The sequence below is a fragment of the Brachybacterium vulturis genome, from assembly GCF_002407185.1.
In the GTDB taxonomy this organism is placed as follows: domain Bacteria; phylum Actinomycetota; class Actinomycetes; order Actinomycetales; family Dermabacteraceae; genus Brachybacterium; species Brachybacterium vulturis.
Genome location: NZ_CP023563.1, coordinates 2094839 through 2120015, shown reverse-complemented (window position 1 = coordinate 2120015; position 25177 = coordinate 2094839). Strand labels below are relative to the sequence as shown.

21 protein-coding genes are annotated in these 25177 nt (G+C 71.4%); 4 read left to right on the top strand and 17 right to left on the bottom strand.

The genetic code is table 11. From position 1 onward, the window contains the following. Positions 1 to 30: 30 nt before the first annotated feature. From ilvN to ilvD, 3 genes are all read right to left on the bottom strand, one after another. Positions 31 to 546, bottom strand: coding sequence for an acetolactate synthase small subunit (gene ilvN / locus CFK38_RS09490; RefSeq protein WP_096804297.1), 516 nt, complete (start codon positions 544 to 546; stop codon positions 31 to 33). A gap of 71 nt (positions 547 to 617) precedes the next feature. Further along, positions 618 to 2375, bottom strand: coding sequence for an acetolactate synthase large subunit (locus tag CFK38_RS09485; RefSeq protein WP_096802850.1), 1758 nt, complete (start codon positions 2373 to 2375; stop codon positions 618 to 620). Between the two features lie 323 nt (positions 2376 to 2698). After that, positions 2699 to 4531, bottom strand: a complete 1833-nt coding sequence (gene ilvD, locus CFK38_RS09480) for a dihydroxy-acid dehydratase (RefSeq protein ID WP_096802849.1) — start codon at positions 4529 to 4531, stop codon at positions 2699 to 2701. 118 nt (positions 4532 to 4649) lie between these two features. Between ilvD and CFK38_RS09475 the strand changes: the two genes are divergently transcribed. Continuing rightward, positions 4650 to 5480 (top strand): helix-turn-helix transcriptional regulator, encoded by an 831-nt coding sequence (locus CFK38_RS09475; RefSeq protein WP_096802848.1) that lies wholly within the window; start codon positions 4650 to 4652, stop codon positions 5478 to 5480. Between the two features lie 150 nt (positions 5481 to 5630). Here the strand turns inward: CFK38_RS09475 and gatB are convergent, their stop codons facing one another. From gatB to CFK38_RS09455, 4 genes are read right to left on the bottom strand one after another with little or no spacing between them, the layout of a single operon-like run. After that, a complete protein-coding gene (gene gatB, locus CFK38_RS09470) occupies positions 5631 to 7142 on the bottom strand; it encodes an Asp-tRNA(Asn)/Glu-tRNA(Gln) amidotransferase subunit GatB (protein WP_096802847.1) in 1512 nt (503 codons plus the stop codon). Beyond that, on the bottom strand, positions 7142 to 8662 hold the full coding sequence (gene gatA, locus CFK38_RS09465; RefSeq protein ID WP_096802846.1) for an Asp-tRNA(Asn)/Glu-tRNA(Gln) amidotransferase subunit GatA: 1521 nt from the start codon (positions 8660 to 8662) through the stop codon (positions 7142 to 7144). Before gatA ends, gatB begins: the two co-directional genes overlap by 1 nt. A 4-nt stretch (positions 8663 to 8666) precedes the next feature. Beyond that, positions 8667 to 8963, bottom strand: coding sequence for an Asp-tRNA(Asn)/Glu-tRNA(Gln) amidotransferase subunit GatC (gene gatC / locus CFK38_RS09460; RefSeq protein ID WP_096802845.1), 297 nt, complete (start codon positions 8961 to 8963; stop codon positions 8667 to 8669). A gap of 10 nt (positions 8964 to 8973) precedes the next feature. Continuing rightward, the gene (locus tag CFK38_RS09455) at positions 8974 to 9798 is read right to left on the bottom strand and encodes a GNAT family N-acetyltransferase (protein ID WP_096802844.1); all 825 of its coding nucleotides are present in this window, start codon (positions 9796 to 9798) and stop codon (positions 8974 to 8976) included. A gap of 87 nt (positions 9799 to 9885) precedes the next feature. Between CFK38_RS09455 and CFK38_RS09450 the strand changes: the two genes are divergently transcribed. Continuing rightward, on the top strand, positions 9886 to 10122 hold the full coding sequence (locus CFK38_RS09450; protein ID WP_096802843.1) for a hypothetical protein: 237 nt from the start codon (positions 9886 to 9888) through the stop codon (positions 10120 to 10122). Between the two features lie 62 nt (positions 10123 to 10184). Continuing rightward, positions 10185 to 12380 carry a RecQ family ATP-dependent DNA helicase gene (locus tag CFK38_RS09445; RefSeq protein ID WP_096802842.1) on the top strand — a complete coding sequence of 732 codons (2196 nt, stop codon included), beginning with the start codon at positions 10185 to 10187 and terminating at the stop codon, positions 12378 to 12380. Positions 12381 to 12424: 44 nt separating this feature from the next. Here the strand turns inward: CFK38_RS09445 and CFK38_RS09440 are convergent, their stop codons facing one another. The 3 genes from CFK38_RS09440 to mnmA all read right to left on the bottom strand — a co-directional run bounded on the left by CFK38_RS09440 (position 12425) and on the right by mnmA (position 17331). After that, the gene (locus CFK38_RS09440; RefSeq protein ID WP_157773570.1) at positions 12425 to 15004 is read right to left on the bottom strand and encodes an NAD-dependent DNA ligase LigA; all 2580 of its coding nucleotides are present in this window, start codon (positions 15002 to 15004) and stop codon (positions 12425 to 12427) included. A 69-nt stretch (positions 15005 to 15073) separates the two neighbouring features. Beyond that, the gene (locus CFK38_RS09435) at positions 15074 to 16198 is read right to left on the bottom strand and encodes a hypothetical protein (RefSeq protein WP_096802840.1); all 1125 of its coding nucleotides are present in this window, start codon (positions 16196 to 16198) and stop codon (positions 15074 to 15076) included. Beyond that, entirely contained in the window at positions 16195 to 17331 is a 1137-nt protein-coding gene (mnmA, locus tag CFK38_RS09430) for a tRNA 2-thiouridine(34) synthase MnmA (RefSeq protein ID WP_096802839.1), read from the bottom strand. Before mnmA ends, CFK38_RS09435 begins: the two co-directional genes overlap by 4 nt. A 321-nt stretch (positions 17332 to 17652) precedes the next feature. Here mnmA and CFK38_RS09425 point away from each other — a divergent pair, with 321 nt between their 5' ends. After that, the gene (locus CFK38_RS09425) at positions 17653 to 18117 is read left to right on the top strand and encodes a phosphotransferase family protein (RefSeq protein ID WP_096802838.1); all 465 of its coding nucleotides are present in this window, start codon (positions 17653 to 17655) and stop codon (positions 18115 to 18117) included. Between the two features lie 27 nt (positions 18118 to 18144). Here the strand turns inward: CFK38_RS09425 and CFK38_RS09420 are convergent, their stop codons facing one another. The 7 genes from CFK38_RS09420 to CFK38_RS09390 form a co-directional block, all read right to left on the bottom strand. Further along, positions 18145 to 19347 carry a cysteine desulfurase family protein gene (locus tag CFK38_RS09420; RefSeq protein WP_275542271.1) on the bottom strand — a complete coding sequence of 401 codons (1203 nt, stop codon included), beginning with the start codon at positions 19345 to 19347 and terminating at the stop codon, positions 18145 to 18147. Positions 19348 to 19390: 43 nt separating this feature from the next. Next, complete coding sequence (locus CFK38_RS09415) at positions 19391 to 20317, bottom strand: hypothetical protein (RefSeq protein ID WP_096802837.1); 927 nt, start codon at positions 20315 to 20317, stop codon at positions 19391 to 19393. Beyond that, the gene (locus CFK38_RS09410) at positions 20314 to 21309 is read right to left on the bottom strand and encodes a vWA domain-containing protein (RefSeq protein ID WP_096804295.1); all 996 of its coding nucleotides are present in this window, start codon (positions 21307 to 21309) and stop codon (positions 20314 to 20316) included. The genes CFK38_RS09415 and CFK38_RS09410 overlap by 4 nt, the downstream gene beginning before the upstream one ends. Then, positions 21309 to 22325: a vWA domain-containing protein gene (locus CFK38_RS09405; protein ID WP_245850971.1), complete on the bottom strand. Its 1017-nt coding sequence runs from the start codon at positions 22323 to 22325 to the stop codon at positions 21309 to 21311. Before CFK38_RS09405 ends, CFK38_RS09410 begins: the two co-directional genes overlap by 1 nt. Continuing rightward, complete coding sequence (locus CFK38_RS09400; protein WP_096802835.1) at positions 22322 to 22840, bottom strand: hypothetical protein; 519 nt, start codon at positions 22838 to 22840, stop codon at positions 22322 to 22324. The genes CFK38_RS09405 and CFK38_RS09400 overlap by 4 nt, the downstream gene beginning before the upstream one ends. Continuing rightward, positions 22827 to 23723 (bottom strand): DUF58 domain-containing protein, encoded by an 897-nt coding sequence (locus tag CFK38_RS09395; RefSeq protein ID WP_096802834.1) that lies wholly within the window; start codon positions 23721 to 23723, stop codon positions 22827 to 22829. Before CFK38_RS09395 ends, CFK38_RS09400 begins: the two co-directional genes overlap by 14 nt. A 71-nt stretch (positions 23724 to 23794) precedes the next feature. Next, positions 23795 to 24949: an AAA family ATPase gene (locus CFK38_RS09390; RefSeq protein WP_096802833.1), complete on the bottom strand. Its 1155-nt coding sequence runs from the start codon at positions 24947 to 24949 to the stop codon at positions 23795 to 23797. Between the last annotated feature and the right edge of the window lie 228 nt (positions 24950 to 25177).

Sequence of the window (25177 nt, the reverse complement as noted above, 5' to 3'; positions counted from 1 at the left end):
CTCATCTGTGAAGACCCGCGTCGGGGAGAGTCAGTTCAGCAGGCTGCGATCGGTGATCGCGCGGCCGCCGCGGCCGATGGCGACCTCGCCGGACTTCACGATCTCGCGGATGCCGAAGGCCTCGAGCATCCCCAGCAGCGCGGTGAGCTTGTCCTGGGTGCCGGTGGCCTCGACGGTCACCGAGTCGGCGGCCGCATCGACCACCTTGGCCCGGAACATCTGCACGATCTCCAGCACCGAGGTCCGCGTCGCGTTGTCGGCGGTGACCTTGATCAGGATGAGCTCGCGCTGCACGGTGGAGCGGGCGTCGAGCTGGACGATCTTGAGCACGTTCACCAGCTTGTTGAGCTGCTTGGTGATCTGCTCGAGCCGGTGCTGCTCGACGTCGACGACCACCGTGATGCGGGAGATCTCCGGATGCTCGGTCGGTCCGACGGCGAGCGAGGAGATGTTGTAGCCGCGGCGGGAGAACAGCGCGGTGACGCGGGTGAGCGCACCGGGCTTGTTCTCCACCAGGACCGAGAGGGTCTGGCTGTCGGGGGTCATCACGTAGTCCGTGGTGCTCGTCGCCGCTGAGGTCTGTGCTGCGTTCTGGTCGGTCACGTTCGTGGTCATGATCAGATGTCCCTCTCCCACTCGGGGCTCATTCCCTGCGCGATCTGGATCTCGTCGTTGGAGACGCCGGACGGCACCATCGGCCAGACCATCGCGTCGGCGCTGACGGTGAAGTCCACCACCACGGGGCGGTCGTTGATCTCCATCGCCTGGGCGATGGTCGCGTCGATGTCCTCATCGCGCTCGCAGCGCAGCCCCGCACAGCCGTAGGCATCGGCGAGCTTGAGGAAGTCCGGGATGCGCCGGGAGCCGTGCCCGGTGTCCAGATCTGTGTTGGAGTAGCGCTGGTCGTAGAACAGGTTCTGCCACTGGCGCACCATGCCGAGGCTGGAGTTGTTGATGATCGCGACCTTGATCGGGATGTCGTTGATGACGCAGGTCGCGAGCTCCTGGTTGGTCATCTGGAAGCAGCCGTCGCCATCGATGGACCACACCACCTTGTCCGGCTGGCCGACCTTCGCGCCCATCGCCGCCGGCACCGAATAGCCCATGGTGCCCAGGCCTCCGGAGTTCAGCCAGGTGTACGGGTTCTCGTACTTGATGAACTGGGCGGACCACATCTGGTGCTGTCCCACGCCGGCCACGAAGATCGAGTCCGGGCCGGAGATCTCGCCGATCCGGGAGATCACCTTCTGCGGGGCGGTGAAGCCGTCCTCGGTCTCGGTCCAGCCCAGCGGGTAGTTGTCCCGGAGCATCTTCAGGGTGTTCCACCAGGTGTCGTAGTCCCGGGTGTCCGCGACGGCGAGACGCTCGCGCAGCTGCGCGGTCAGCGCCCGGGCGATCTCGGCGGCCTCGCCCACGATCGGGACGTCCGCGGTGCGGTTCTTCGAGATCTCCGCCGGATCGATGTCCGCGTGGACGATCTTCGCCGACGGGGCGAAGGACTCCAGGACCCCGGTGACGCGATCGTCGAAACGCGCCCCGATGTTGACGATCAGGTCCGAGCGCTGCAGCGCCGAGACCGCGGAGACCGTGCCGTGCATGCCCGGCATGCCCAGATGGCTGGGGTGGGAGTCGGGCAGTGCGCCGCGCGCCATCAAGGTGGTCACGAAGGGCACGCCGGAGACCTCGATGAGCTCACCGACCTCTTCGGTGGCCCGGCCGCGCAGCACGCCGCCGCCGAGCAGGAAGACGGGGCGCTTGGCCTCCAGCAGCAGCGAGACCGCCTCGCGGATCTGCTTGCTGTGCGGACGAGGGGTCGGGCGGTAGCCGGGCAGCCCCAGACCCTCGGGCCACACGAAATCGGTCATCGCCTGCTGGGCATCCTTGGTGACGTCCACCAGCACGACGCCGGGCCGACCCGTCGAGGCGATGTGGAAGGCCTGCTTGATCACCAGGGGGATGTCGTCGGCGTTCTTGACCAGGAAGTTGTGCTTGGTGATCGGCATGGTCATGCCGACGATGTCCGCCTCCTGGAAGGCGTCGGTGCCGATGAAGGCCGAGCCGACCTGGCCGGTGATCGCGACCATCGGGATCGAGTCCATCTGGGCGTCCGCGATGGCGGTGATGAGGTTGGTGGCGCCGGGCCCGGAGGTGGCCAGGCACACGCCGACCTTCCCGGTCGCGTGGGCGTAGCCGCTGGCGGCGTGGCCAGCGCCCTGCTCATGGCGGACCAGCACGTGGCGCAGGCCCTCGGCGTCCATCAGCGGGTCGTAGGTGGGCAGGATCGCACCGCCGGGGAGGCCGAAGACGACCTCGGCCCCGGCGTGCTTGAGGGACTCGACCAGCGCTTTGGCGCCGGTCATCTGCTGTCCGTTCATCGGAACTCCTTCGTCGTCTCGGACGGTGGTCATGGCGGTGCACTGCGGGTCTTCCCCTCCCCTGCCTCCCGTGACCCGGCCGGGGCACGAAAAAGCCCCTCCGCCTGGGGCTCAGGGAGGGGCGCGGGTGACGTGCTCGTGGAACGAACGGGCGTCAGCCGCGCTCGGGAACTACGAGAATCGTCGTGTGCATGACCTCACCATAGCCCGCCCCTGCACGAACGCCCGTCGAGTCCACCATGCGGACGTCGTCGACCGCGGGCATGCCGCGGCGCCCGGTCCGCGGAAGGGACGGGCGCCGCGGTGCGGGCCGGCGGTCATCGTCAGTCCAGCGGCCGACGGGTGGCGCCGTAGGTGGCCGAGCGCACCAGGTGCGCGTAGACCTTCAGGGCCTGGGAGACCTGGCGCTCGCGATGCGCGGGGCGCCAGGGCAGCGGGCCCTTCGCCGCGCGCCGGCGCTCGATCTCCGCCTCGGGCACGTCGAGCTCGAGCAGGCGCTTGTCGACATCCATGATGATGCGGTCGCCGTCCTCGATCAGGCCGATCAGCCCGCCCTCGGCGGCCTCCGGGGAGATGTGGCCGATGGAGACGCCGCTGGTGCCGCCCGAGAAGCGGCCATCGGTGATCAGCGCGCAGGTCCTGCCCAGCCCGCGGCCCTTGAGGAAGGAGGTGGGGTAGAGCATCTCCTGCATGCCGGGACCGCCCTGGGGGCCCTCGAAGCGGATCACCACCACGTCCCCGGCCTTCACGGTCTTGTCCAGGATCTTCTGGACCGCCTCCTCCTGGGAGTCGCAGACCACTGCGGTGCCCTCGAAGTGGAAGAGGTCCTCGGTGATCCCCGCCGTCTTGAAGACGGCGCCGTCCCGGGCCAGGTTGCCCTTCAGCACCGCGAGCCCGCCGTCCTTGGTGTAGGCGTGCGGGACGGAGCGGACCACCCCCTCCTCGCCGTCGGTGTCCAGCTCGTCCCAGGTGTTCGTGGTGGAGAAGGCCTGGGTGGTGCGCACCCCTCCGGGCGCGGCATGGAACAGGGCCTCGGCCTTCTTCGAGGCCGTGCCGCCGCGGATGTCCCACTCGGCGAGCCAGCTGGACAGGTCCGGGGAGTGCACGGTGTGGATGGTGTGGTCCAGCAGGCCGGCGCGGTCCAGCTCACCGAGGATCGCGGGGATGCCGCCGGCGCGGTGGACGTCCTCGACGTGTGCGGTGCCGTTGGGGGCGACCTTGGACAGGGTGGGCACCAGTCGTGAGATGCGATCGATGTCATCCAGGGTGAAGTCGACCCCGCCCTCGATCGCGACGGCGAGGATGTGCAGGATGGTGTTGGTCGAGCCGCCCATCGCCACGTCCATCGCCATGGCGTTCCCGAAGGCGGCCCGGGTGGCGATCGAGCGCGGCAGCACCGACTCGTCCTCGTCCTCGTAGTAGCGCTTCGCGAGCTCGACGATCGTCCGCCCGGCCTCGAGGAAGAGCTCCTTGCGGAAGGCGTGGGTGGCCAGCGTGGTGCCGTTGCCCGGCAGGGACAGGCCCAGCACCTCGGTGAGGCAGTTCATCGAGTTCGCGGTGAACATCCCCGAGCAGGAGCCGCAGGTGGGGCAGGCGTTCTCCTCGACCTCGGCGAGCTGCGCGTCGGTGATCGAGTCGTCTGCGCTGAGCGCCATGGCATCGACCAGGTCGATGCGGTGCTCGGTGACGCCCTCGATCGGTTTGCCGGACTCCGAGGGGCCTCCCGAGACGAAGACGACGGGGATGTTCAGGCGCATCGCGGCCATCATGTGCCCGGGGGTGATCTTGTCGCAGTTGGAGATGCACACCAGCGCGTCCGCGGTGTGGGCATTGACCATGTACTCGATCGAGTCGGCGATGAGGTCGCGGCTGGGCAGCGAGTAGAGCATCCCGCCGTGGCCCATCGCGATGCCGTCATCCACGGCGATGGTGTTGAACTCCTTGGAGACTCCGCCGGCCTCCGCGATCGCGCCGGCGACCAGGTCCCCCATGTTCTTGAGGTGGACGTGGCCGGGCACGAACTGGGTGTACGAGTTCGCGATCGCGATGATCGGTTTCCCGAAGTCGCCGCTCTTCATGCCGGTGGCGCGCCAGAGGGCGCGGGCGCCTGCCATGTTGCGGCCGTGGGTGGAGGTGCGGGAGCGGAGCTGGACCATACGGATATCTGACCACCTTCCGCACTCCGGCACCAAGACGCCGTCACTACTAGTGGTGGAACTGATAGTTTTCACGCCGGGACCGCACGGCGCCCACGACCCCCGGCGGAGAGGCAGCATGACAGACGGACCCCGCACCGAGCTCGGCACCTTCCTGCGACGACGCCGCAACGGAGCTCTGCGGGCCGACTACGACCTCCCGCCGCTCGGTCGCAAGCGCACCGAAGGCCTCCGCCGAGAAGAGATCGCCTTCCTCTCCGGGGTGAGCGTCACCTGGTACACATGGCTCGAGCAGGGTCGGGACATCAATCCCTCGCGCCAGGTGATCGACGCGATCGCCGTGAATCTGCGCCTGACCGAGCCGGAGCACGACTACGCGCTGGGCCTGGCAGGATTCACCCCTCCTCCGCGCCCGGTGCTCGCGGAGCCCGCGCCGGTCCCCGCGCACGTGCAGCATCTGCTCGACGCCCTCGACCCCGCTCCGGCCTTCGCGCTCACGCCGCACTGGGACATCGCTGCCTGGAACCGCGCCTACGAGGGACTGTTCCCCGCGGTCCGGGAGGCGGCAGCGAGCCAGCGGAACCTGCTGCAGTTCATCTTCACCGACCCGTGGGTGCGCTCGATGCTCCCCGACTGGGAGCACACCAGCAGGCAGTTCCTGGCCGAGTACCGTTCCGAGGCCGGCGGCCGCGCCGGCGGGCCGCAGCATGTGCGCCTGGTGGGGCATCTGCGCGCCGAGAGCGAGGAGTTCTCCCGCGCCTGGGACGCCCATGAGGTGGAGCGCTTCGCGTCACGGCGCCGCGAGTTCCTGCACCCGTCCGCGGGCAAGCTCGTGTTCGAGCAGGTCAACATCGTGCCGCAGGACGCCCCCGATCTGCACGTCGTCTCCTACCTCCCGCTTCCCGAGAGCGACACCCGCGCTGCGGCGGCGCGGCTCCTGGAGAACTAGCCCCGCAGAGAACAGCGCGGGTTGCGCCGAGTCCGTGGATCACGCGGCAGCCAGAGCAGATCTGCGAAGACAGGAGCGCCCGGGGCCGCCTCGTGAGGCTGCACCCGGGCGCTCCTGTGCTCCGGTGGCGTGCGATCTCTCCGCCCGGGCTCAGCTCACGCCGAGCTTGTCCATGATGATCTCGCGCACCCGGCCGGCGTCGGCCTGCCCGCGGGTGGCCTTCATGATCGGGCCGATGAGGGCGCCGATGGCCTGGACCTTGCCGCCCTGGATCTTGGCGACCACGTCGGGGTTGTCGGCGATCGCCTGGTCGACGGCACCGGTGAGCACCGAGTCGTCGGAGACCACTGCGAGCCCCTCGGACTCGACGATCGCGGTGGGATCTCCGCCGCCGTCGAGGATCTTGGTCAGCACCTGCTTGGCGATCTTGTCGTTGATCTGCGTGCCGTCCACCAGGCCCTGCAGCTCGGCGACCTGGGCGGGTGTGACCGCGAGCGCGGTGAGCTCGGTGTCGCGGTCCTTCGCGATGCGGGCCAGCTCGCCCATCCACCACTTGCGGGCGCTCTGAGCGGAGGCGCCGGCGGCGACGGTGGCCTCGATGAGGTCGAGGGCGTCGGCGTTGACGACGTCCCTCATCTCGAGATCGCTGAAGCCCCACTCGCCCCGCAGCCGGCGACGACGGGCCGCGGGCAGCTCCGGCAGGGAGGCGCGGATCTCCTCGACCCACTCCCGGCTCGGGGCCACCGGCACCAGATCGGGCTCGGGGAAGTAGCGGTAGTCCTCCGCGTCGGACTTCGGACGGCCCGAGGAGGTGCCGCCGGTGTCCTCGTGGAAGTGACGGGTCTCCTGGATGATCGTCTGCCCGGCATCGAGCACCCCCGCCTGGCGGGAGATCTCGAAGCGCACGGTGCGCTCGATCGAGCGGAACGAGTTCACGTTCTTGGTCTCGGTGCGGGTCCCCAGCGGCGAGCGGGCGTTCTCGCGCAGGGAGACGTTGATGTCGGCGCGCACGTTGCCGCGCTCCATCTTCGCCTCGGAGACGTCCAGCGCCCGGAAGATGTCGCGCAGGGTGCGCACATAGGCCGCGGCCACCTCGGGGGCCCGCCCCTTGGTGTCCGGGATCGGCTTGGTGACGATCTCGACCAGCGGCACCCCGGCGCGGTTGTAGTCGACCTGGGAGTGGGTCGCGCCGTGGATCCGTCCGGTGGCGCCGCCGACGTGGGTGTTCTTGCCGGCGTCCTCCTCCATGTGGGCACGCTCGATCTCGACCCGGATGATCTCCCCGTCCTCCAGCTCGACGTCGACCCAGCCCTCGTAGGCGATGGGCTCGTCGTACTGCGAGGTCTGGAAGTTCTTGGTCAGGTCCGGGTAGAAGTACTGCTTGCGCGCGAAGCGGCAGGTCTCGGCGATCGAGCAGTTCAGCGCCAGGCCGATCCGGATCGCGTACTCGACGGCCTTGCCGTTGACCACCGGCAGCGAGCCGGGCAGACCCAGCGAGGTGGGCGTGATCGCGGTGTTCGGCTCCGCGGCGAAGATGTTCGGCGCGCCGTCGAACATCTTGGTGGCGGTGCCCAGCTCGACGTGCACCTCGATGCCGAGCACCGGGTCAAAGCGGTCGATCGCGTCCTCGTAGTCGACGAGGTCGATGTCCGTGGCAGTCATCAGTGCGCTCCTCCGGTGAGCTCGGGGGCCTTCGCCAGCAGCGGTCCGCCCCAGGCGTCTTCGAGCAGCGCCTCCAGGGCGCCGCCCACCCGGTACAGCCGCTCGTCGGCCCGGGCGGGGGCGAGGAACTGGATGCCGGCGGGCAGGCCGTCCTCGGCGAGGCCGCTGGGCAGCGAGATGCCCGGCACGCCCGCGAGGTTGGCGGGGATGGTGGCGATGTCGTTCATGTACATCGCGGTGGGATCGTCGACCTGCTCGCCGAGGCGGAAAGCGACGGTCGGCGCGGTCGGCGAGGCGAGCACGTCGACCTGCTCGAAGGCGGCGGTGAAGTCGCGCTGCACCAGGGTGCGGACCTTCTGGGCACTGCCGTAGTAGGCGTCGTAGTAGCCGGCCGAGAGGGCGTAGGTGCCCAGCAGGATGCGGCGCTTGACCTCGTCGCCGAAGCCGGCGCCGCGGGTGGCCTTCATGACGTTCTCCGCCGTGGGGTGATCCTCCGGGACCACGCGCAGGCCGAAGCGCATGCCGTCGAACTTCGCGAGGTTGCTCGAGGCCTCCGACGGCATGATCAGGTAGTAGGCGCCCAGCGCGTAGGTGAAGTTCGGGCAGGAGACGCGCACGATCTCGGCGCCGGCGCGCTCGAGCTGGGCGAGCGACTCGGTGAAGCGGGCCCGGACCTCGGGGGCGAAGCCCTCGCCCTCGAGCTCCTCGATGACGCCCACGCGCAGGCCCGTGACGTCCTGGGCGCGGGCCGCCCGGGTGAAGGCGCCGACGGGGTCGGTCAGCGAGGTCGAGTCATGCGGGTCGTGGCCGGCGATGAGCTCGTGCAGCATCGCGGAGTCCTCGACCGTCCGGGTGACGGGGCCTGCCTGATCCAGCGAGCTGGCCATGGCGATCAGCCCGTAGCGGGAGACGGATCCGTAGGTGGGCTTCACGCCGACGGTGCCGGTGACGGCGCCGGGCTGGCGGATCGAGCCGCCGGTGTCGGTGCCGATCGCGAGCGGCGCCTCGAAGGAGCCGACGGCCGCGGCGGAGCCGCCGCCCGAGCCGCCGGGGATCCGGTCGCGGTCCCAGGGGTTGCGGGTGGGGCCGTAGGCGCTGGACTCGGTCGAGGAGCCCATCGCGAACTCGTCCATGTTGGTCTTGCCGAGGATCGGCAGGCCCGCGGCCCGGAGCTTCTGCACCAGGGTCGCGTCGTAGGGCGGGATCCATCCCTCGAGCATCTTCGAGCCCGCGGTGGTGGGCTGGCCCTCGGTGACCACGATGTCCTTGACGGCGATGGGCACGCCGGCGAGGGCGTGCAGCTCCTCACCGGCGGCGCGGCGGGAGTCGATGTCCTGTGCGGTGGCGAGGGCCGCGTCGGTATCGACGTGGAGGAAGGCGTTCAGGTCGCCGTCGACGGCCGCGATCCGGTCCAGATGGGCGCGGGTGAGCTCCTCGGAGGAGGTCTCCCCGGCACGCAGCGCGGCGGCCTGGGCGGCGGCGCTGGTGCGGATGATGTCGTTCTGCGGTGCGTGGTCCATCAGGTCACTCCTCCCCGAGGATCTGCGGGACGGCGAAGCGGCCGTCCTGCGCCTCAGGAGCGCCGGCGAGCGCCTGCTCCTGGGTCAGCGTGGTCTCGACGACGTCCTCGCGGAAGACGTTGGTCATGGCAATGGGGTGGGACGTCGCGGGAACATCCTCGGAGGCGACCTCGGAGACGGAGGCGACAGCGTCCATGATGGAGTCGAACTCGCCGGCGAAGCGGTCGATCTCCTCATCGGTGAGCTGGATCCGTGCGAGGTCGGCGAGGCGTGCGACGTCATCTCGTCCGATCGAAGGCATGAGGGTCATTCTAGGCCGCGGAAGCGGGCGCGGTGTGCACCCGGTAGTGGTAGCCGCCGATGCGGCGGAAGCCGAGGCTCCGATAGAGGGTGCGTGCGGGGGTGTTCTCGACCTCGACCTCGAGCAGTGCGCGGCGCGCGCCCTGGACGGCGGCGAGCGCGAGCAGGGTGGTGGACAGGGACCGGCCGAGCCCGCGACGACGCTCGGTGGGGTCCACAGCGATCATGTTCATCACCACCAGGGTCTCCTTGCCCGCACTGACCAGGGCGGCGCGGCCGACGGCGGCGTCCGCCGTCTCACCGGCGGGGAGGCGGACCTGGATCGCGGGTGTGCCGGCGAGGATGTCGTGCAGCGTCTCCCGGGAGTGCTCGCCCTCGCGAGGGGCCAGGCGCCAGGCCGCCTCGAACCATTCCTCGTCCAGGGCGCCGGTGGAGATCACGGCCGACGGGTGGGGCCGGGGCAGGGTCCCGGTCAGCGGCAGCTCGAGGATCTCGCTGGCGCCGGTTCTCGCGTCACCGCGCTCGGCGAGCAGCGTCTCCAGGGCGGGCGGGGTGATGCCCTCGAGGATGCGGTGCGTCGGGGTCTCCCCCGCCATCGCGACCAGCGACTCCACCCGGGCGAGGGCGGCGGCGAGCTCCTCCGCGGCGGTGGGCGGCTCGAGCGCGAGGATGCTGTGGGCCCGGCGGGTGATCCCGCGCGAGCGCAGCATCGCGAACCCCTCGGTGTCGAGACGCTGCAGCGGCTGCCAGCCGGCGATCAGCGCCTCTGCGAGGCGGGTGCCGGTCAGGGGGCGCAGGTCGGGGGCTGAGGTGGGGCGGCGGGAGCGGCGGTTCACCCGGGTGAGCCTACCGAGGGCAGGAGTGTGCTCGCCGGTCGATCTCGCTAGAATCGATGTCCTCAACGACCACGGAGGGACCTCGACATGTCCGTCGACCCGAACATCGACTATCACGCCCACGACCCGCAGGACGGGGAGCCGCAGTCGGAGGATCCCGCGCTCCGCGAGGCCCAGGAGCTCGAGGCGCGGATGCGCCGGGCGCTGGCCACCAAGGAGGATCCGCTGCACGACGACGAGTCGACCTCGGAGCGGCTGCGCCGCCTCGCGAGCGAGGGTGCGCGGAGCGCGGAGAGCGCGGACGAGGCGCCCTCGCAGTCCTGACCCCGGAGCGGGTCCCAGGCCCCGCGCGCCCGGACGTCGGCCCGGCTTGCCACACTGGGGGCATGGACTCCACCTCCCCCACTCTGCAGGACGAGGCGCTCGAGGCGCTGCGTGCCCTGACCGGCCGCGCCGAGGCGACCTTCCACGCCGGCCAGTTCGAGGCGATCGCGGCGCTGGTCGAGCAGCGTCGCCGTGTGCTGGTGGTCCAGCGCACCGGCTGGGGCAAGTCCGCGGTGTACTTCCTGGCCGCTCTGCTGCAGCGACGTCGCGGCTCGGGACCGGCGCTGATCATCTCCCCGCTGATCGCGCTGATGCGCGATCAGGTGGCGGCCGCGCGACGCGCCGGGGTGCGGGCCGAGGCGATCAGCTCGGCGAATCCCACCGAGTGGGCCCGGATCGAGCAGGCGCTGGACGGCGACGAGATCGACGTGCTGCTGGTCTCCCCCGAGCGGCTGGTCAATCCTCGGTTCCGCCAGGAGCAGCTGCCGCGCCTGGTGCAGCGCTGCGGGCTGCTGGTGATCGATGAGGCCCACTGCATCTCCGACTGGGGCCACGACTTCCGTCCCGACTACCGCCGGCTGCGGGACCTGGTCGCCGAGCTCGGCCCCGAGGTGCCGGTGCTGGCGACCACCGCGACGGCGAACTCCCGCGTGGTGGAGGACGTCGCCGAGCAGCTGGGGGTCCACGGCGACGGCGCCTCACCCGTGCTCACCCTGCGCGGCGCTCTGACCAGGGACTCGCTGCGGCTGGGCTGCCTCTCCCTGCCCGATGACCGGGAACGGCTGACCTACCTGGTGGAGCAGCTGGATGCGCTGCCCGGCTCGGGCATCATCTACACCCTCACCGTCTCCGCCGCCGAGGACCTCGCCGCCCTGCTGGACCGCCCGGAGCGACGCGTGCGCGCCTACACCGGGCGCACCGATGCCGAGGAGCGCGCCGAGCTCGAACAGGCGCTGAAGGACAACGAGGTCAAAGCACTGGCCGCGACCAGCGCGCTGGGCATGGGCTTCGACAAACCCGATCTGGGCTTCGTGGTCCACCTGGGGGCGCCGAGCTCGCCGGTGGCCTACTACCAGCAGGTGGGGCGCGCCGGGCGCGCCACCGACACCGCGGAGGTGCTGCTGCTCCCGGGGCGGGAGGACCGCGCGATCTGGGAGTACTTCGCGACCGCCTCCATGCCCTCGCAGGCCAGCGCCGGCGCCGTGCTGGACGCCCTCGCCTCCGCGGACCGACCGCTGTCCACCCCGGCGCTGGAGGCCCGGGTGGACGTGCGCCGCACCGCGCTCGAGCTGCTGCTGAAGGTGCTCGCGGTCGACGGCGCGGCGGCGAACGTCAAGGGCGGCTGGATCGCGACCGGGACGCCGTGGACCTATGACGGGCAGCGGTACGAGAACGTCGCCCGGGCCCGCCGGGAGGAGCAGCAGGCGATGCTCGAGTACGAGCGGCTGCAGCCCGGGGATCCTCAGCAGTGCCGGATGATGTTCCTCGCCCGCCAGCTCGATGACGACACCGCGACGCCCTGCGGCCGCTGCGACGTGTGCGCCGGGCCCTGGTACCCCATGCTCGGTGCACACGCCGAGGGAGTGCAGGACGCCGCCGCGCAGCGGGTCTCCGCGGTGCTGGACCGGGTGGGCGTGCCGGTGGCCCCGCGGGCGCAGTGGCCCCAGGGCCTGGACCGGCTGGGGGTGCTCGATGAGAACGGGAACGTCCCCCGGGGGAACCTCCCCGCCACCCTGCGGGCCGAGGAGGGCCGGGCGCTGGCCCGCACCTCGGACCTCGGCTGGGCGGGGGTGCTGCGCCAGGTGCTGCGCACCGATGAGGAGGGCCGCCCGATCGACTCCGAGGTCCCGGACGTGCTGGGACGGCGGATCGTCGAGGTGCTCGCCGCCTGGGACTGGCAGCAGCGCCCCGCCGCCGTCGTCGCGGTCCCCTCGCTGACCCGGCCGCAGCTGGTGGGCTCGCTCGCCGCCGGGATCGCCTCCGTGGGTCGGCTGACGGACCTCGGTCGGCTCGGGCTGGCTCCGCAGGCCGCTCCCCTGCGCTCCGGCGGCAACAGTGCCTTCCGCCTCGCGGACCTGTGGGACCGCTTCGTGGTCACCGCCGAGCTGCAGCAGTCGCTCGCGGGGCTCGACGGCGCCCCGCTGCTGCTGGTGGACGACACCATCTCCACGCGATGGACCATGACCGTCGCGGCCCGCGCCCTGCGCCGGGCCGGTGCCGGTCCCGTGCTCCCGCTCGCCCTGGCGCTGGAGGCCTGAGCCCGGGCCCGGGAGGGCACCGCGCCGCGGGCCTCACCGCCGCATCACTCCGCCGTCGGCCCCGGCTCGTCCCGGTCCGTCCGCTCCGCCGGATCGAGCGCGACCGCGTCCGCGCCGCCCTCGAGCAGGGCCACGAACCCGGCTTCGTCGAGGATCCGCAGTCCCAGGTCGCGGGCCTTGGTCTCCTTCGAGCCGGCGTTCTCGCCGACCACCACGACATCGGTCTTCTTCGAGACGGAGCCGGAGGACCTGCCGCCGCGGGTGATGATCGCCTCCTTGGCACCGTCCCGGGTGAAGCCCTCCAGACCGCCGGTGACCACCACCGTCAGGCCCTCGAGGGTCTTCACGAAGCCCTCGGCGACGTCCTCGGCCATCCGCACGCCCGAACGGGCCCAGCCGTCCACCAGCTCGCGGTGCCAGTCGACCGCGAACCATTCGACGACGGCCTCGGCGATGATCCCGCCGACGCCGTCGGTGTCGGTGAGCTGCTCGATGCTCGCCTCACGGATCGCGTCCATCGAGCCGTAGGCCGTGGCGAGCGAGCGGGCCGCGGCCGGGCCCACGTGGCGGATCGAGAGAGCCACCAGCACCCGCCACAGCGGCTGGTCCTTGGCCTTCTCGAGCTCCGTCATCAGCACCTCGGTGGACTTCAGCACCACCGGCTCCTTCACCGGCTTCCATGCGCTCTCGCGCTTGTAGTGACGGAACTGCGGGCGCGACCAGAATGCGGGCTGGATCCGCCAGTCCCCCGTCGGCACGCCGTCGCGCCGCTCGGGCTGCCAGACGACCACATCCCGCAGTGCCTCGGGGGTGAGGTCGAAGAGATCCGCGCCGGTGGAGATCACACCCTGCTGCGCACCCGGCAGCAGCGGATCCTCCGCCGCGGTGATCCGCAGCAGCGGGACACCGTCGGTGCCGGCGGTGACCTCCCCGTTCTTCACCACGACGAACTGCGCCAGCTCGGTGTCGGCGACGACCCGGATCGGCAGGTGGATGCTGTGGCCCGCGGAGAGCGCGGCGAGCGCCTCGCCACGGCGCTTGTCCGGATCGGTCAGCGCGATGGCGCTCTCCTCACCGAGCGATTCGATGTCGAAGGCGCCGCGGGACCCGGCATGCTCGACCCGCCCGGTGACCTGGGCGGGACAGCCTCGCTGATTGGGACAGCGCCAGTCCTTGTCCCCCTCCTTCTCGGGGCGGATCTCGGTGCCGCAGGCCGGGCACGCGGTGGGCATCACGAACGGACGCTCGCTGCCGTCGCGCAGCGACTCGACCGGGGCGAGGATCTCGGGGATCACGTCACCGGCCTTGCGCAGCACGATGGTGTCCCCGATCAGCACTCCTTTGCGCTCCACGTCGAACTGGTTGTGCAGCGTCGCCTTCTCGACCGTGGAGCCGGCCACGGTCACCGGCTCCATGATCCCGAAGGGGGTGACCCTGCCGGTGCGGCCCACCTGCACCTGGATGTCCAGGAGCGTGGTGGTGACCTCCTCGGGAGCGAACTTCACGGCGGTCGCCCAGCGCGGGGCGCGGGAGGTGGAGCCGAGCGCACGCTGCTGGGCGAAGGAGTCCACCTTGACCACGATCCCGTCGATCTCGTGCTCGAGATCGTGGCGGTGCTCGCCGTGGTGCTCGACATAGGCCGTGACCTCGTCGATCGAGTCGGCGACGGCCAGGTGGGCGCTGGTGGGCAGCCCCCAGGAGGCCAGCAGCTCGTACATCTCGCTCTGGGAGTCCACCGGCGGGTCCGGCCAGGCGCCGAGGCCGTGCACGGTCAGGCGCAGCGAGGCCAGGCGCGCCTCCCCCGCCTCGCGCTCCAGACCCTCCTTCTTCTCCAGCTGCTGGCGCAGTCCGCCCGCGGCCGTGTTGCGGGGATTGGCGAAGGTCGGGAAGCGTCGCGTCGCGGCGAGCTGCTCGCGCTGCTCGTCGAAGGACCGGCGGCCCGCCGCCTGCCGCGCCTCCCAGCGGGTGCGGGACTCGGCGACGGCGCGCTCGCGCAGCTCCACCTGGAACTCGTTGAGGCGCTCGAAGTCCGCGGTCGGCATGAACACCTCGCCGCGCACCTCGACCAGGGCCGGGTGCCCGGTGCCGGTGAGGCGCTGCGGGATGCCGTCCAGGCGCAGGGCGTTGACGGTGACGTCCTCACCGGTGCGGCCGTCGCCGCGGGTCGCGGCGGTGACCAGCGCGCCGTTCTCGTAGCGGAGGTTGATGGCGAGCCCGTCGATCTTCAGCTCGGTGAGGAACCTCGCCTGCCCGCCGAGCTCCACGGCGGCGTGGGCGCACCACTCCCGCAGCTCCTCGAGGGAGAAGACGTTGTCCAGGCTCTGCATGCGCTCGGCGTGCTCGATCGTGGGCAGTCCCGCCGCGGCCGCGCCGCCGACGGTGCGGGTGGGCGAGTCCTCGGCCGCGAGCTGGGGATGGGCCTCCTCGAGGCCGCGCAGCTCCTTCTCCAGCGCGTCGTACTCGGCATCGGCCATGGTGGGCGCGTCGTGCTCGTAATAGTCGGCGCGGGCCTGCTCGATCTGCGCGGTGAGCTCGGCGATGCGCTGCTGCGCGGTGTCGTCCTGCTGCGCGGTGTCGTCCTGCCGGGAGGAAGCGGCGGCTGTGCGGGGTCCCTGCTCGTTCATGGTCACCGGATCATTGTGACGCACCGGGGCGAGCGGTGCCCGTCTCCGGGCTGCCGGGCGGGCGTCGGCTCAGGGAGCCAGTCGCTCCGCCCAGGCGGGTGCGACCCGCAGCAGCGCCTCGAGCGCCGACTCGTCCAGCAGGGTGGAGTTCTTCGGCTGCGCGGACGGGTCGACGCGGCCGGAGTGGAGATCGTGCGAGGCGCCGGTGTGGGCGATCACCGCGACCCCGGCGGCGTCGGCATCGGAATGGCCGAGGCGGCGCCAGGTCTCCAGCATCATCTCCAGCTCGGGCGCGAGGTTGCCGCCCGGCCGGGGATCCACGACCAGCTCGAGCACGGCACCGTCGTCGCAGGCCTCGGCGATGCCCTCCCAGAGGGCGCGGCCGGTGTCGGTGGACAGCGGCGGCAGGCGGCGCGGGGCGATCGCCAGGCGGCGGATGCCGGCATCGCGGGCGGCGCGCAGCAGCCGCAGATCGGCGCCGACCCCGACGGTGACCGATTCGGGGCCCAGCCCGTAGTCCTCCAGGGCGACCATCAGGATGCGCCACAGCATCCCCACCTCGGGGGCCGGGACCGGGTCGTAGCGGCGACGTCCGGACGGGGTGGGGATGCGGCCCTCGTGGACCGCCGCCACGGCGTCCTCGCGCAGCAGCACGTGCTGACGCGCGCCGGGCACCCGCTCCGCCATCACGCCGAGATGCTCGACGAGGCCTTCGGCCAGCAGCATCGGCAGGTCACGGACCGCACCGGGATCGCCGAGGGTGCGCTCCCCCGACTGCAGGAAGGTCGCCCCGGCGAGGGTGGCCGGGCCCAGCGCGGTGGTCATCAGCGGTCCCTGGTAGCCCATCAGCGCGATCCGGGCGGCGTCGAGCATCCGCTCGCGCAGCTCCCGGGCGTGCCGCCATGCCTGTCCGGTGCCGGTGCCCAGTCGCCAGCCGTAGCTGACCAGGTCGCCCGTGGTGTCGGCGAGCAGAGCGAGGGTCGCGGGCAGCAGGTGGTCGGTCTCGTCCATGCCCAGGGCCGAGGGCAGGTACAGCCGGGTGGCGATCTGCTCCTCGAGATCATCGCCCAGCAGGGCCCGCACCCGCAGCAGGGCGGCGAGGTACGGATCATCGGGCAGCTCGCGGCGCAGCGCCTCCTCGGGCGTGGGGGCCCGGAAGGTGCCGTCGCCGGTGAGGGTGACCAGTGGCTTCATGAGCGGCGCTCCAGGGTGGCGGCGGCGAGGACCCGGTCGGCGTCGTAGAGCACGAGCGTCTGGCCGGGGGCGACCCCGCGGATCGGGGTGCTGAGCTCGACCCGCAGGACGGCACCGGCGGCGCTGTGCGCGGACTCGCCGGGATCGGTTCCTCCGGGCGCGGAGCCGGCGGTGGGGACCTCGAGGATCCGGGCGGGGGTGGCCTCGCCGTGGGCACGGATCTGGGCATGGACCCGGCGGCCCGCTTCGAGGGGCTCGAAGGAGATCACGTCCGTGGCGCGCAGCTCGCGGGTGGAGAGCAGTTCGGCGGCGCCGATCACGACCTGCCGGGAGGCGGGGTCGATGTCGACGACGTAGCGGGGGGCGCCGTCGGGGGCGGGCTGCTGGATCCCCAGGCCCTTGCGCTGGCCGATGGTGAAGCCGTGGGTGCCGCGGTGAGTGCCGAGCACGTTCCCGTCGTCGTCGAGGACCTCGCCGGGTGCCTCGCCGAGGTTCCGCTCGAGGAAGCCGCGGGTGTCGCCGTCGGCGACGAAGCAGATGTCGTAGCTGTCGGGCTTGGTGGAGACGCCGAGACCGCGGGAGCGCGCCTCGGCGCGCACCTCCTCCTTGGTCTCGAACTCCCCCAGCGGGAACAGGGAGCGGCCCACGGCCTCCGGTCCCATCACGGCGAGCACATAGGACTGGTCCTTGGCCATATTGCGCGAGCGATGCAGGGAGGGGGCGCCGTCCGGGCCGTCGGTGCGGATCGCGGCGTAGTGCCCGGTGCACACGGCATCGAAGCCCAGCAGGGTCGCGCGCTCCATGAGCGAGGCGAACTTGATCCGCTCGTTGCAGCGCACGCAGGGGTTCGGGGTGCGACCGGCGGCGTACTCGGACAGGAAGTCCTCGACCACCAGGTCGTGGAAGTCGTCGGAGAGGTCCCAGACGTAGTACGGGATGCCGATCTTCTCGGCGGCACGGCGAGCATCGGAGGCGTCCTCGACGGTGCAGCAGCCGCGGGACCCGGTGCGGGTCTGGTCGCGGTTCTTCGACAGCGCCATGTGCACCCCGACCACCTCATGGCCGGCCTCGGCGGCACGCGCCGCGGCAACGGCGGAATCGACCCCGCCGCTCATCGCTGCCAGCACCTTCACCCCGTCCGCCTTTCCTGGTCCGGCTGTCCAGTGTACGGAGCGGGGCCGCAGAGCCGAGGGCTGGGGAACGTGATGTTCGCCCCGGTCCCGAGGGCGGGGACCGCGCCGGATCGACGACAGCTTCTCTACGATCCCGCCATGGGAATGACCGCACTGACCGAGCGCCAGCAGGCTCTGCTGGCCCGGTGGCTGCCGGGCGCCGAGCTGGTGCAGGACCACTGCTGGTGACCGAGTTCCTCCCCGGCGCGCTGGTGGAAGGTCACGCGGCGCAGGACGTTCTGGATACCTATCGTCAGGCTGGGGAGCTGCTGTCCCGCTTCCATGCCCAGCACGTCGAGACCGTCGGGGACTGGCACTCCCGCGAGCCGGGCGCGGGGATGGCTCGAGCGACCCCACCGGATCGACGACGGTGCGGTCGCAGCGTTGAGTGCTGAGATCGACGGCTGGGGGCTGGAGGGTGAGGTGATGCTGGTGCCGACCCATGGCGACTGGCAGCCCCGCAACTGGCTCATCGATCACGGCGAGCTGAAGGTGATCGACTTCGGGCGGGCCGATCTGCGGCCTCGTGTCGAGGACTTCGCCCGGCTCGCCCGCCAGGACTTCGCTCGCGATCCCCGTCTCGAGGAGGCTTTCCTGAAGGGGTACGGCCACGATCCGCGCGAGGCCGATCTGTGGCGGCGCACCCTGGTGACCGAGGCGATCGGTACTGCGGTCTGGGCGTTCGGAGTCGGGAACGGGCCCTTCGAGCAGGCGGGACTGCGTCAGATCGCCCACCTGCTCAGCTGAGCGGGCCCGGGTTCCTGCGGGAACCCCTCACCCCATCAGCGCGCCCACGGCGCGGGCCCGGACGAGCGATTCGGGCAGCGCCGCCAGCAGGATCTCGATGTCACGCTCGGTGCTGGTCCACCCCAGCGAGAGGCGCAGCGCACCGCGCGCCTGCGCGTCGCTCACGCCCATCGCGGCGAGCACGGGACTGGCCTGCGTCACCCCGGCCGAGCAGGCGGAGCCGGCGGAGCAGTCCACCCCGCGCTCGTCGAGCAGGAAGAGCAGGGAGTCCGAGTCCGCGCCGGGGAAGACCACGTGCACGATGTGTCCGGACTGCGGGGCCGTCTCCTCCAGGGTGAAGCGGGCCTCCGGGTCGATCCCGCGGATCCCGTCACGGAGCGTCCGGGCCAGTCCGCGCAGCCGCGCGGACTGCTCCTCGCGCTCGACGAGCACCTCCTTCAGCGCTGCGGCGAAGGCGGCGGTGTGGGCGGCGTCCAGGGTCCCCGAGCGCACCCCGCGCTGCTGCCCGCCGCCGGTGCTGAACGCGGCGAAGGGCACCCCGGGCCGGGCCACCAGCACCCCCACCCCGACGGGTGCGCCGAGCTTGTGCCCGGACAGCGACATCAGATCCACGTCCTCCCAGCTCGGCAGCGGCACGTGCCCCACGCCCTGGACGGCATCGGTGTGCACCAGGGTGCCGTGCTCCCGGGCACGCGCCGCCAGCGCGGCGATGTCCTGCACGGCGCCGGTCTCGTTGTTCACCAGGGCTGCGCTGGCCACACCCACCGTCCCGTCGGCCAGGGCGTCGGCGATCGCCGACGAGCGCAGAGCGCCGTCGCGGTCGACCTCCAGTTCGCGCACCTCGAACCCGGCGGCCCCGGGGACAGCGCCCTCCGTCAGCGAACGGGCGGTGGCGAGGACCGCGGGATGATCGGTCGCGGCCACCGCGACGGCGGTGCGCGAGGGGTCCTGCGCATGCAGGCCCTGGGGAACGGCGCGCAGCGCCAGATTGTCCGCCTCGGTGCCGCCCGAGGTCATGATGACCCAGCTGCGCGGCACGTCCAGGAGGGCGGCGATCCGCGCCAGGGACTCGTCGAGCACCCCGCGGGCGCGCCGCCCCGAGGTGTGCACGGAGGAGGGGTTGCCCCGCACGGCGGAGGCCTCGAGGAAGGCATCCCGCGCCGCGGGGCGCAGCATCGTGGTCGCAGCGTGATCGAGGTACGCGCGCTCGTCACCGTCGTTCGTCGTCACCGGGTCTCCTCGTCCTCTCGTCCCCGTGCTCCGCGCCGCCGGCTCACCACGGCTTCACCGGATCCTCGGACGTCTCCCCGGGGTCGTCGTCGCCGTCGCCCCCCTGGGCGTCGCGGTTGCGCTGCTCGAGCTCGTCGTCCTTCTGCTCCTGTTCGGAGTCGCCGTCGGTGGGGGCCTCCTCCTCGGGCTCCCCGCCCTCCGGATCCTCGCGGGTGGGATCCCCGGGATCATTCTGACCGGGGGTCCCGGTCTGCTCGTCGCCACGGGCATCGGGATCGTTGCCGGCCTCCTCGTCGGCCTCGCGGCGCTTCTCCTCGACCCGCTCGCCGTTGCCCTCGGTGGTCTCGGAGTCCTCGTTGCCGGAGCCGCCACCGCCCTGGCTCTCGCCCTGCCCGCCCCCGCCGCCGCCGGCGCAGGGGGCCAGCAGCTGCTCGGCCTCGAAGAGACGGTCGGCACGCTGCTGCGGGTCCTCGATGAGGTCGGCCTGACGCTCGATGGAGAGGGCGAGGTTGTTGAGGATCTTGCACTGGGCGTGCATCGGGGAGTTCAGGTCGCTGTGGGCGGTCCACTCCTGCAGCGCGATCCTCAGCTCCTCCTCGGCCGCGGCGTCCTCGCCCTGCTGCAGCAGGGAGGTGCCCTTGGACAGGTGCGGCAGGTACGGCTCGAACCAGTTCGCGAACTCCACCGGGGCCAGTCGCTCCACGGCTGCGGGGTAGTCCCCGTCCTCGTAGGCGCCCAGATGCGCGGCCTGGGTGAGGGGCATCGACACGAAGCGCACCGCCAGCAGGGCCAGCAGCAGGATCAGCGGCGAGAGGATCGCCAGGACGATGATCCGGGTCCACCGCAGCCGCTTCACGTCCAGTCCGAAGTCCTTCGGGCTGCCGCTCACGTCCTGGGCGAGCGCGCCGCCGCGGGCCCCGGGTCCGGGCGGTGTCCCCGTGCGCGGTTCCGGTGCCGGTGGTGTGCTCATCGCTGCGCTCCTGAGATGTCGTGGCGGTCCAGCTTGCGCGGCAGGCGGTAGGTCATCTCCCCGAGCTCCCAGATCAGCAGTGCGGCCAGGGGGATCGAGGCGACCCAGTACCAGTCCTCGAAGCTCGTCACGTCCCGCCGCGATGCGCTCGGGACGGGGCGCAGCGTGATGCCCTCCATCGTGCCCTCGATCGGCGCCTCGGGATCGTCGCGGTGGAGGTAGGGGACGCCGAGCTCGCCGGCGATGGTCCGCAGCTGCTCCTCGTCGATGCGCGAGATGCCCTGCTGCCCGTCGGGGCCGGTGATGTACTCGCCGTCCTGGTCGCCGCCCTGGGCCTTCATCGGTCCGCCCTCCGCCGTGCCGTAGCCGAGCACCGCACCGCCGTCGATGAAGCCCGCCGCCTGGCTGAAGGACTCCGAGTCCCTCCCATCGGTGTTCTCGCCGTCGGAGAGGAAGTACACCAGCACGCTGGACTCAGGATCGTCGCGCTTCGCCTCGGAGATCTCCACCATCAGCGGCGTCAGCGCGCGGTCCACGTTGGAGCCCTGCGAATAGGCGGTGGGCTCGGTGGTGAGGGTGTCGATCCAGGCCGCCGCCGCCCCGGCATCGGTGGTCAGGGGGAGCTGCTGGGTGGCGGTGGAGTCGAAGGCGATGATCGAGTAGCGAGCGCCCTCGGTCATCCCCATGATCCGGGTCATGTCCGCCTTCACCCCCTCCAGCCTCGGCTGGTCACCCGCATAGTCCTCGGCGTTCATCGAGCCGGTGCGGTCCACCACGAAGAACACGTTGGCGTTCATCCGCTCGGTCTGCTCGCCCTCGATCGGGGTGACCGGACGCAGCGCCACCACCACCAGCAGCAGCACCATCAGCAGCCGGCGCCCCCACATGACCCGCTGCCGTGGACGGCGCACCAGCAGCACGACGCACAGGGTCAGCATCGCGCCGCACAGCGGGATCAGGGCCCACAGCGGCATCAGGAGCTCGAGACGCATCAGCGGGTCCTCCATCCCAGCACCAGGATCCCCACCAGGGCGAGGAAGGTCAGCACGAAACCGGTGGCGGGATGATCCGTCCGCACCACGGTCGGCGTCGCCCCCATCACTTCAGCCTGCGTCTTCTGGATCTCGTTGATGATCGAGGGGATCGCCTCCGGGTCCGAGGACTCGTACAGCTCGCCGTCCTGGTCCTCGGTGGCGGCCTCGAGCTCCTCGAAGCAGCGCGGACCGCACTCGAAGGCCCCGGGATAGAAGGTGTACAGGTCGATCTCCCGGTCGGCGACCCGCTGCGTCGCCTCGTCGAGGGTGAAGATCGGATCGCCGTTGACCTCGTTGTCGGTCGCGAAGATGATCGACCGCGAGCGGTCCTCCTCCGCCCGGTCGAAGACCTGCGCGCAGGAGGCGAGGCCGTCCGGGACGATCGAGGCCTCGTCGGGGATGCCGCGGGTGCCCTCCACGAACTCGACGTACTGGCGCACCTTGTCCTCGGAATAGTCCCGGTTCCCCAGGCGATACCCGAACTCGTCGAAGTCGATCGCCTCGGCGCCCGCCTCCAGCTCCCGCTCGATCAGGTCGTAGTCGTTGGTCAGCGGGAACACGGTGCGGCTGGTCGAGTTGAAGATCGACAGCGCCACCCGCTCCCCGTCGAAGGTGTCCACCAGCTGCGCGAAGGTGTCGAGGATCTCGGCGTCGTACTCGTACATCGACCCGGACACGTCCAGGCACAGCACGATGTCCCGCGACGAGAACTCCGGGGTCTGGATGCGCTCGCTGGCGATCCTCCCCGACAGCAGCGAGGCGGCGATCACCGCGAACACGGCGATGCCCACCTGGAGCACCCGCACCACCCGGGCAGTGCGCTGGGCACGCACGAAGCTGGGGATCCGGTCCATGTAGCGCGAGTTCGCCACCAGCACCGGTGAGCGGCGCATGGCCCGCCGGTGCCAGAAGGTGATCGCCCAGACCGCGAGCGCGGCCACCAGGAGCAGCCCGGTGACCCACCAGAAGATCATGACCACGTACGGATCACCTCCCGCCCCCGGCGCACCGATTCACGCAGGTCACGATCGGAGGTCAGCGCGAAGTCGGGCTCGTAGAGGTCCTCGATCAGCTCACCGACGGCTCGGGTGCGCGGATCGGCCAGCAGCGTCGCCAGATCCTGGCTGGTGACGTCGTGACCGGTGGTGCGGCGCACGAAGCGGCGCATCACCCCGGTGAGCTCGTGATGCCCCTCGCGGCCCTCCAGCGCTCCGGCCTCGTGGCGATCGGCGATGTCGTTGACCGCACGGAGGAACTCGGCCTTGAGCGCCTCGACGTCGTCGGGCCGATGCCGGTAGGCGATCCGCTTCTCGATCGCCCGGGTGATCTTCAGGGTGAGAACGATCAGCGCGATGATCACCAGCACGCACAGCACCGCGAGGATCACCCAGGCGATCGAGTACTGGGGCGGGGTGATGATCTCCGGCGGCGCGGGCGCGGCCAGCGGCCCGGGTGCCGCACCGAGCAGCTGCAGCTCAGGAACGCGCATTGCGGTACTCCCTCGACCGCAGCAGGGCGATCATGTCGTCCACGACGGTGGTCTCCCCCTGGGTGAGCAGGTGGCTGACGTGCAGGCGGTCCAGCATCTCCGCGATGCCCTCCCGGCGGGCGCCGCGATAGGCCTCGACATCGCGCGCGACCCTCTTCGAGGTCCGCGCCAGGGAGGCGATCTCGCGCGGGGAGTCCACGTCGACCACGTCGGAGTCGAGCGAGGAGCCCTGCAGCGGGTCGGCGTCGGCGATCCGGATCACCATCACGTCGTGCCGGGTCGTCAGCCGGCGCAGCAGCGTGAAGTCCTCCACGGTGGGATGGGCCTCGTCGGTGATGATCGTCATCAGCGTGGGCCGGGAGGTGACCCGGAAGGCGCGCTCGAGCAGCCAGGCGCTGTCCGCCGCGGCGGCGGCGGTGGTGGTCGCCTGCTGGGCGGTGCGCAGCAGCAGCTCGAGATGACCGTCGCTCGAGCGCGCCGGCAGCTGGATCGGCTGCTGCTCGTTCCCGGCGACCATGCCCACCAGGTCGCCGTTCTGCTGCGCCAGGAAGCAGACCATCCCTGCGGCCAGGATCATCGCGTCACGCTTGGAGCTGCCGTCGGCGGCGGTGGCCGCCATCGCCGAGGAGGTGTCCACGACGACGGACAGGTGCCGCACCCGCTCCTCGTTGAACTGCCGGATCAGCGGTTCGCCGGACCGGGCGGTGGCCTTCCAGTCGATGTCGGAGATCTTGTCCCCGGGCTGGTAGTACTTCAGGTCGTCGAAGTCCTCGCCGCTGCCCTTGAACATCGAGCGCCCGCGGCCCTGGATGAGCCCGCGCGCCCGGTTCGAGGTGTGCAGATCGACCCGGGCCTTGACGCGGGTCAGCAGCGAGGTGGCCATGAGGTTCTGTCGCGCTCCGTCCTTGTCGTCGTGGTCGTCCTGGTCGTCCTGGTCGTCGTCCTTCTCGTCGTTCAGGGCATCGGCACGGCGTGGAAGACCGCATCGATGATCTGCTCGGGTCTGATGCCGCTGGCCAGTGCGTCGAAGGTGAGCACCAGGCGATGGCGCAGGACGCCGTACCGCATCGCCCGCACGTCGTCGGGGGTGACGTAGTCCCGGCCCTGGAGGAGGGCATGGGCCTGTGCCACCCGCATCAGCGCGAGGGAGCCGCGGGGGCTCGCACCGACCCGCACCGACTGGGTGAGGTTCGGCACCGGGCGCGGTCCCGAGCCGCGGGTGGTGAAGATCAGATCGATGATGTAGCGCTTGACCGCCGGGTCCACATACACCTGGTCGACCATCGCCTGCAGGAAGCGCACGTCCTCGAGCGTCACCGTGCCCACGGCCTGCCGCGGCCCGGTGAGGCTGCCCGCGGTCGAGCGGTCGAGGATCTCGTGCTCCTCGGCCGGACGCGGATAGGTGAGGATCTCCTTCATCAGGAAGCGGTCCATCTGCGCCTCGGGGAGGACATAGGTGCCCTCCTCCTCGATCGGGTTCTGGGTCGCCAGCACCATGAACGGCTCCGGCAGGCGGTACACCTCGCCACCGATGGAGGTCTGGCGCTCCTGCATCGCCTCGAGCATCGCGGACTGCGTCTTCGCGCTGGAACGGTTGATCTCGTCCAGCAGCACGACGTTGGCGTGCACCGGGCCCAGCTGGGTGGTGAAGGTCCCCGAGCCGTAGTTGAAGATCTGGGTGCCGATGATGTCGTTGGGCATCAGGTCCGGCGTGCACTGGATACGGGCGAAGGTTCCGGTGATCGACGAGGCCAGAGCACTGGCCGCGGTGGTCTTGGCGAGGCCCGGCACGGACTCCAGCAGCACGTGCCCGCCGGCGGCGAGCGCGGCCACCAGGGTCAGGCGCAGGTTCTCCTGGCCGACCACGCGCGAGTGGAACACCCCGGAGATGGTGCTGATGATGGCACCGCTGCGCTCGAGGTCCGCCGGCGAGAGCGCAGGGCCCGACGGCGCGAAGTCACCGGGGCGACGCTGCGGCCCGCCCCCGGCTCCCGGACCTCCCGCAGGGTGTCCCGGACCCGGGGCGGAGGCCGCCGACGACGCCGACGGCGCGGGAGGCACAGCGGGGCGCCCCAGGTCCCCGGGCTGCTGGCTGGGTGGGTTGCTCATGCGCTGCGGTTCCCCCGTCGTGCGTTCTGCTCGTGCGGCTGTTGCCGCTGGTCCGTCCCTCGCTCGACCGGTGCTCGCGGCCCTCCCCCGGGGCGGCCGGAGGCCGCGACGGCCCTGGCCGTGCGGAGCGGTCATGCGGAACAGCCGGGCGGCTGCGTCCTGCCGGTGGCCCTGCCTCCGTCCGCGACGGATCCGGGACCACCGCGACGATCCTAGCGGCACGGACCA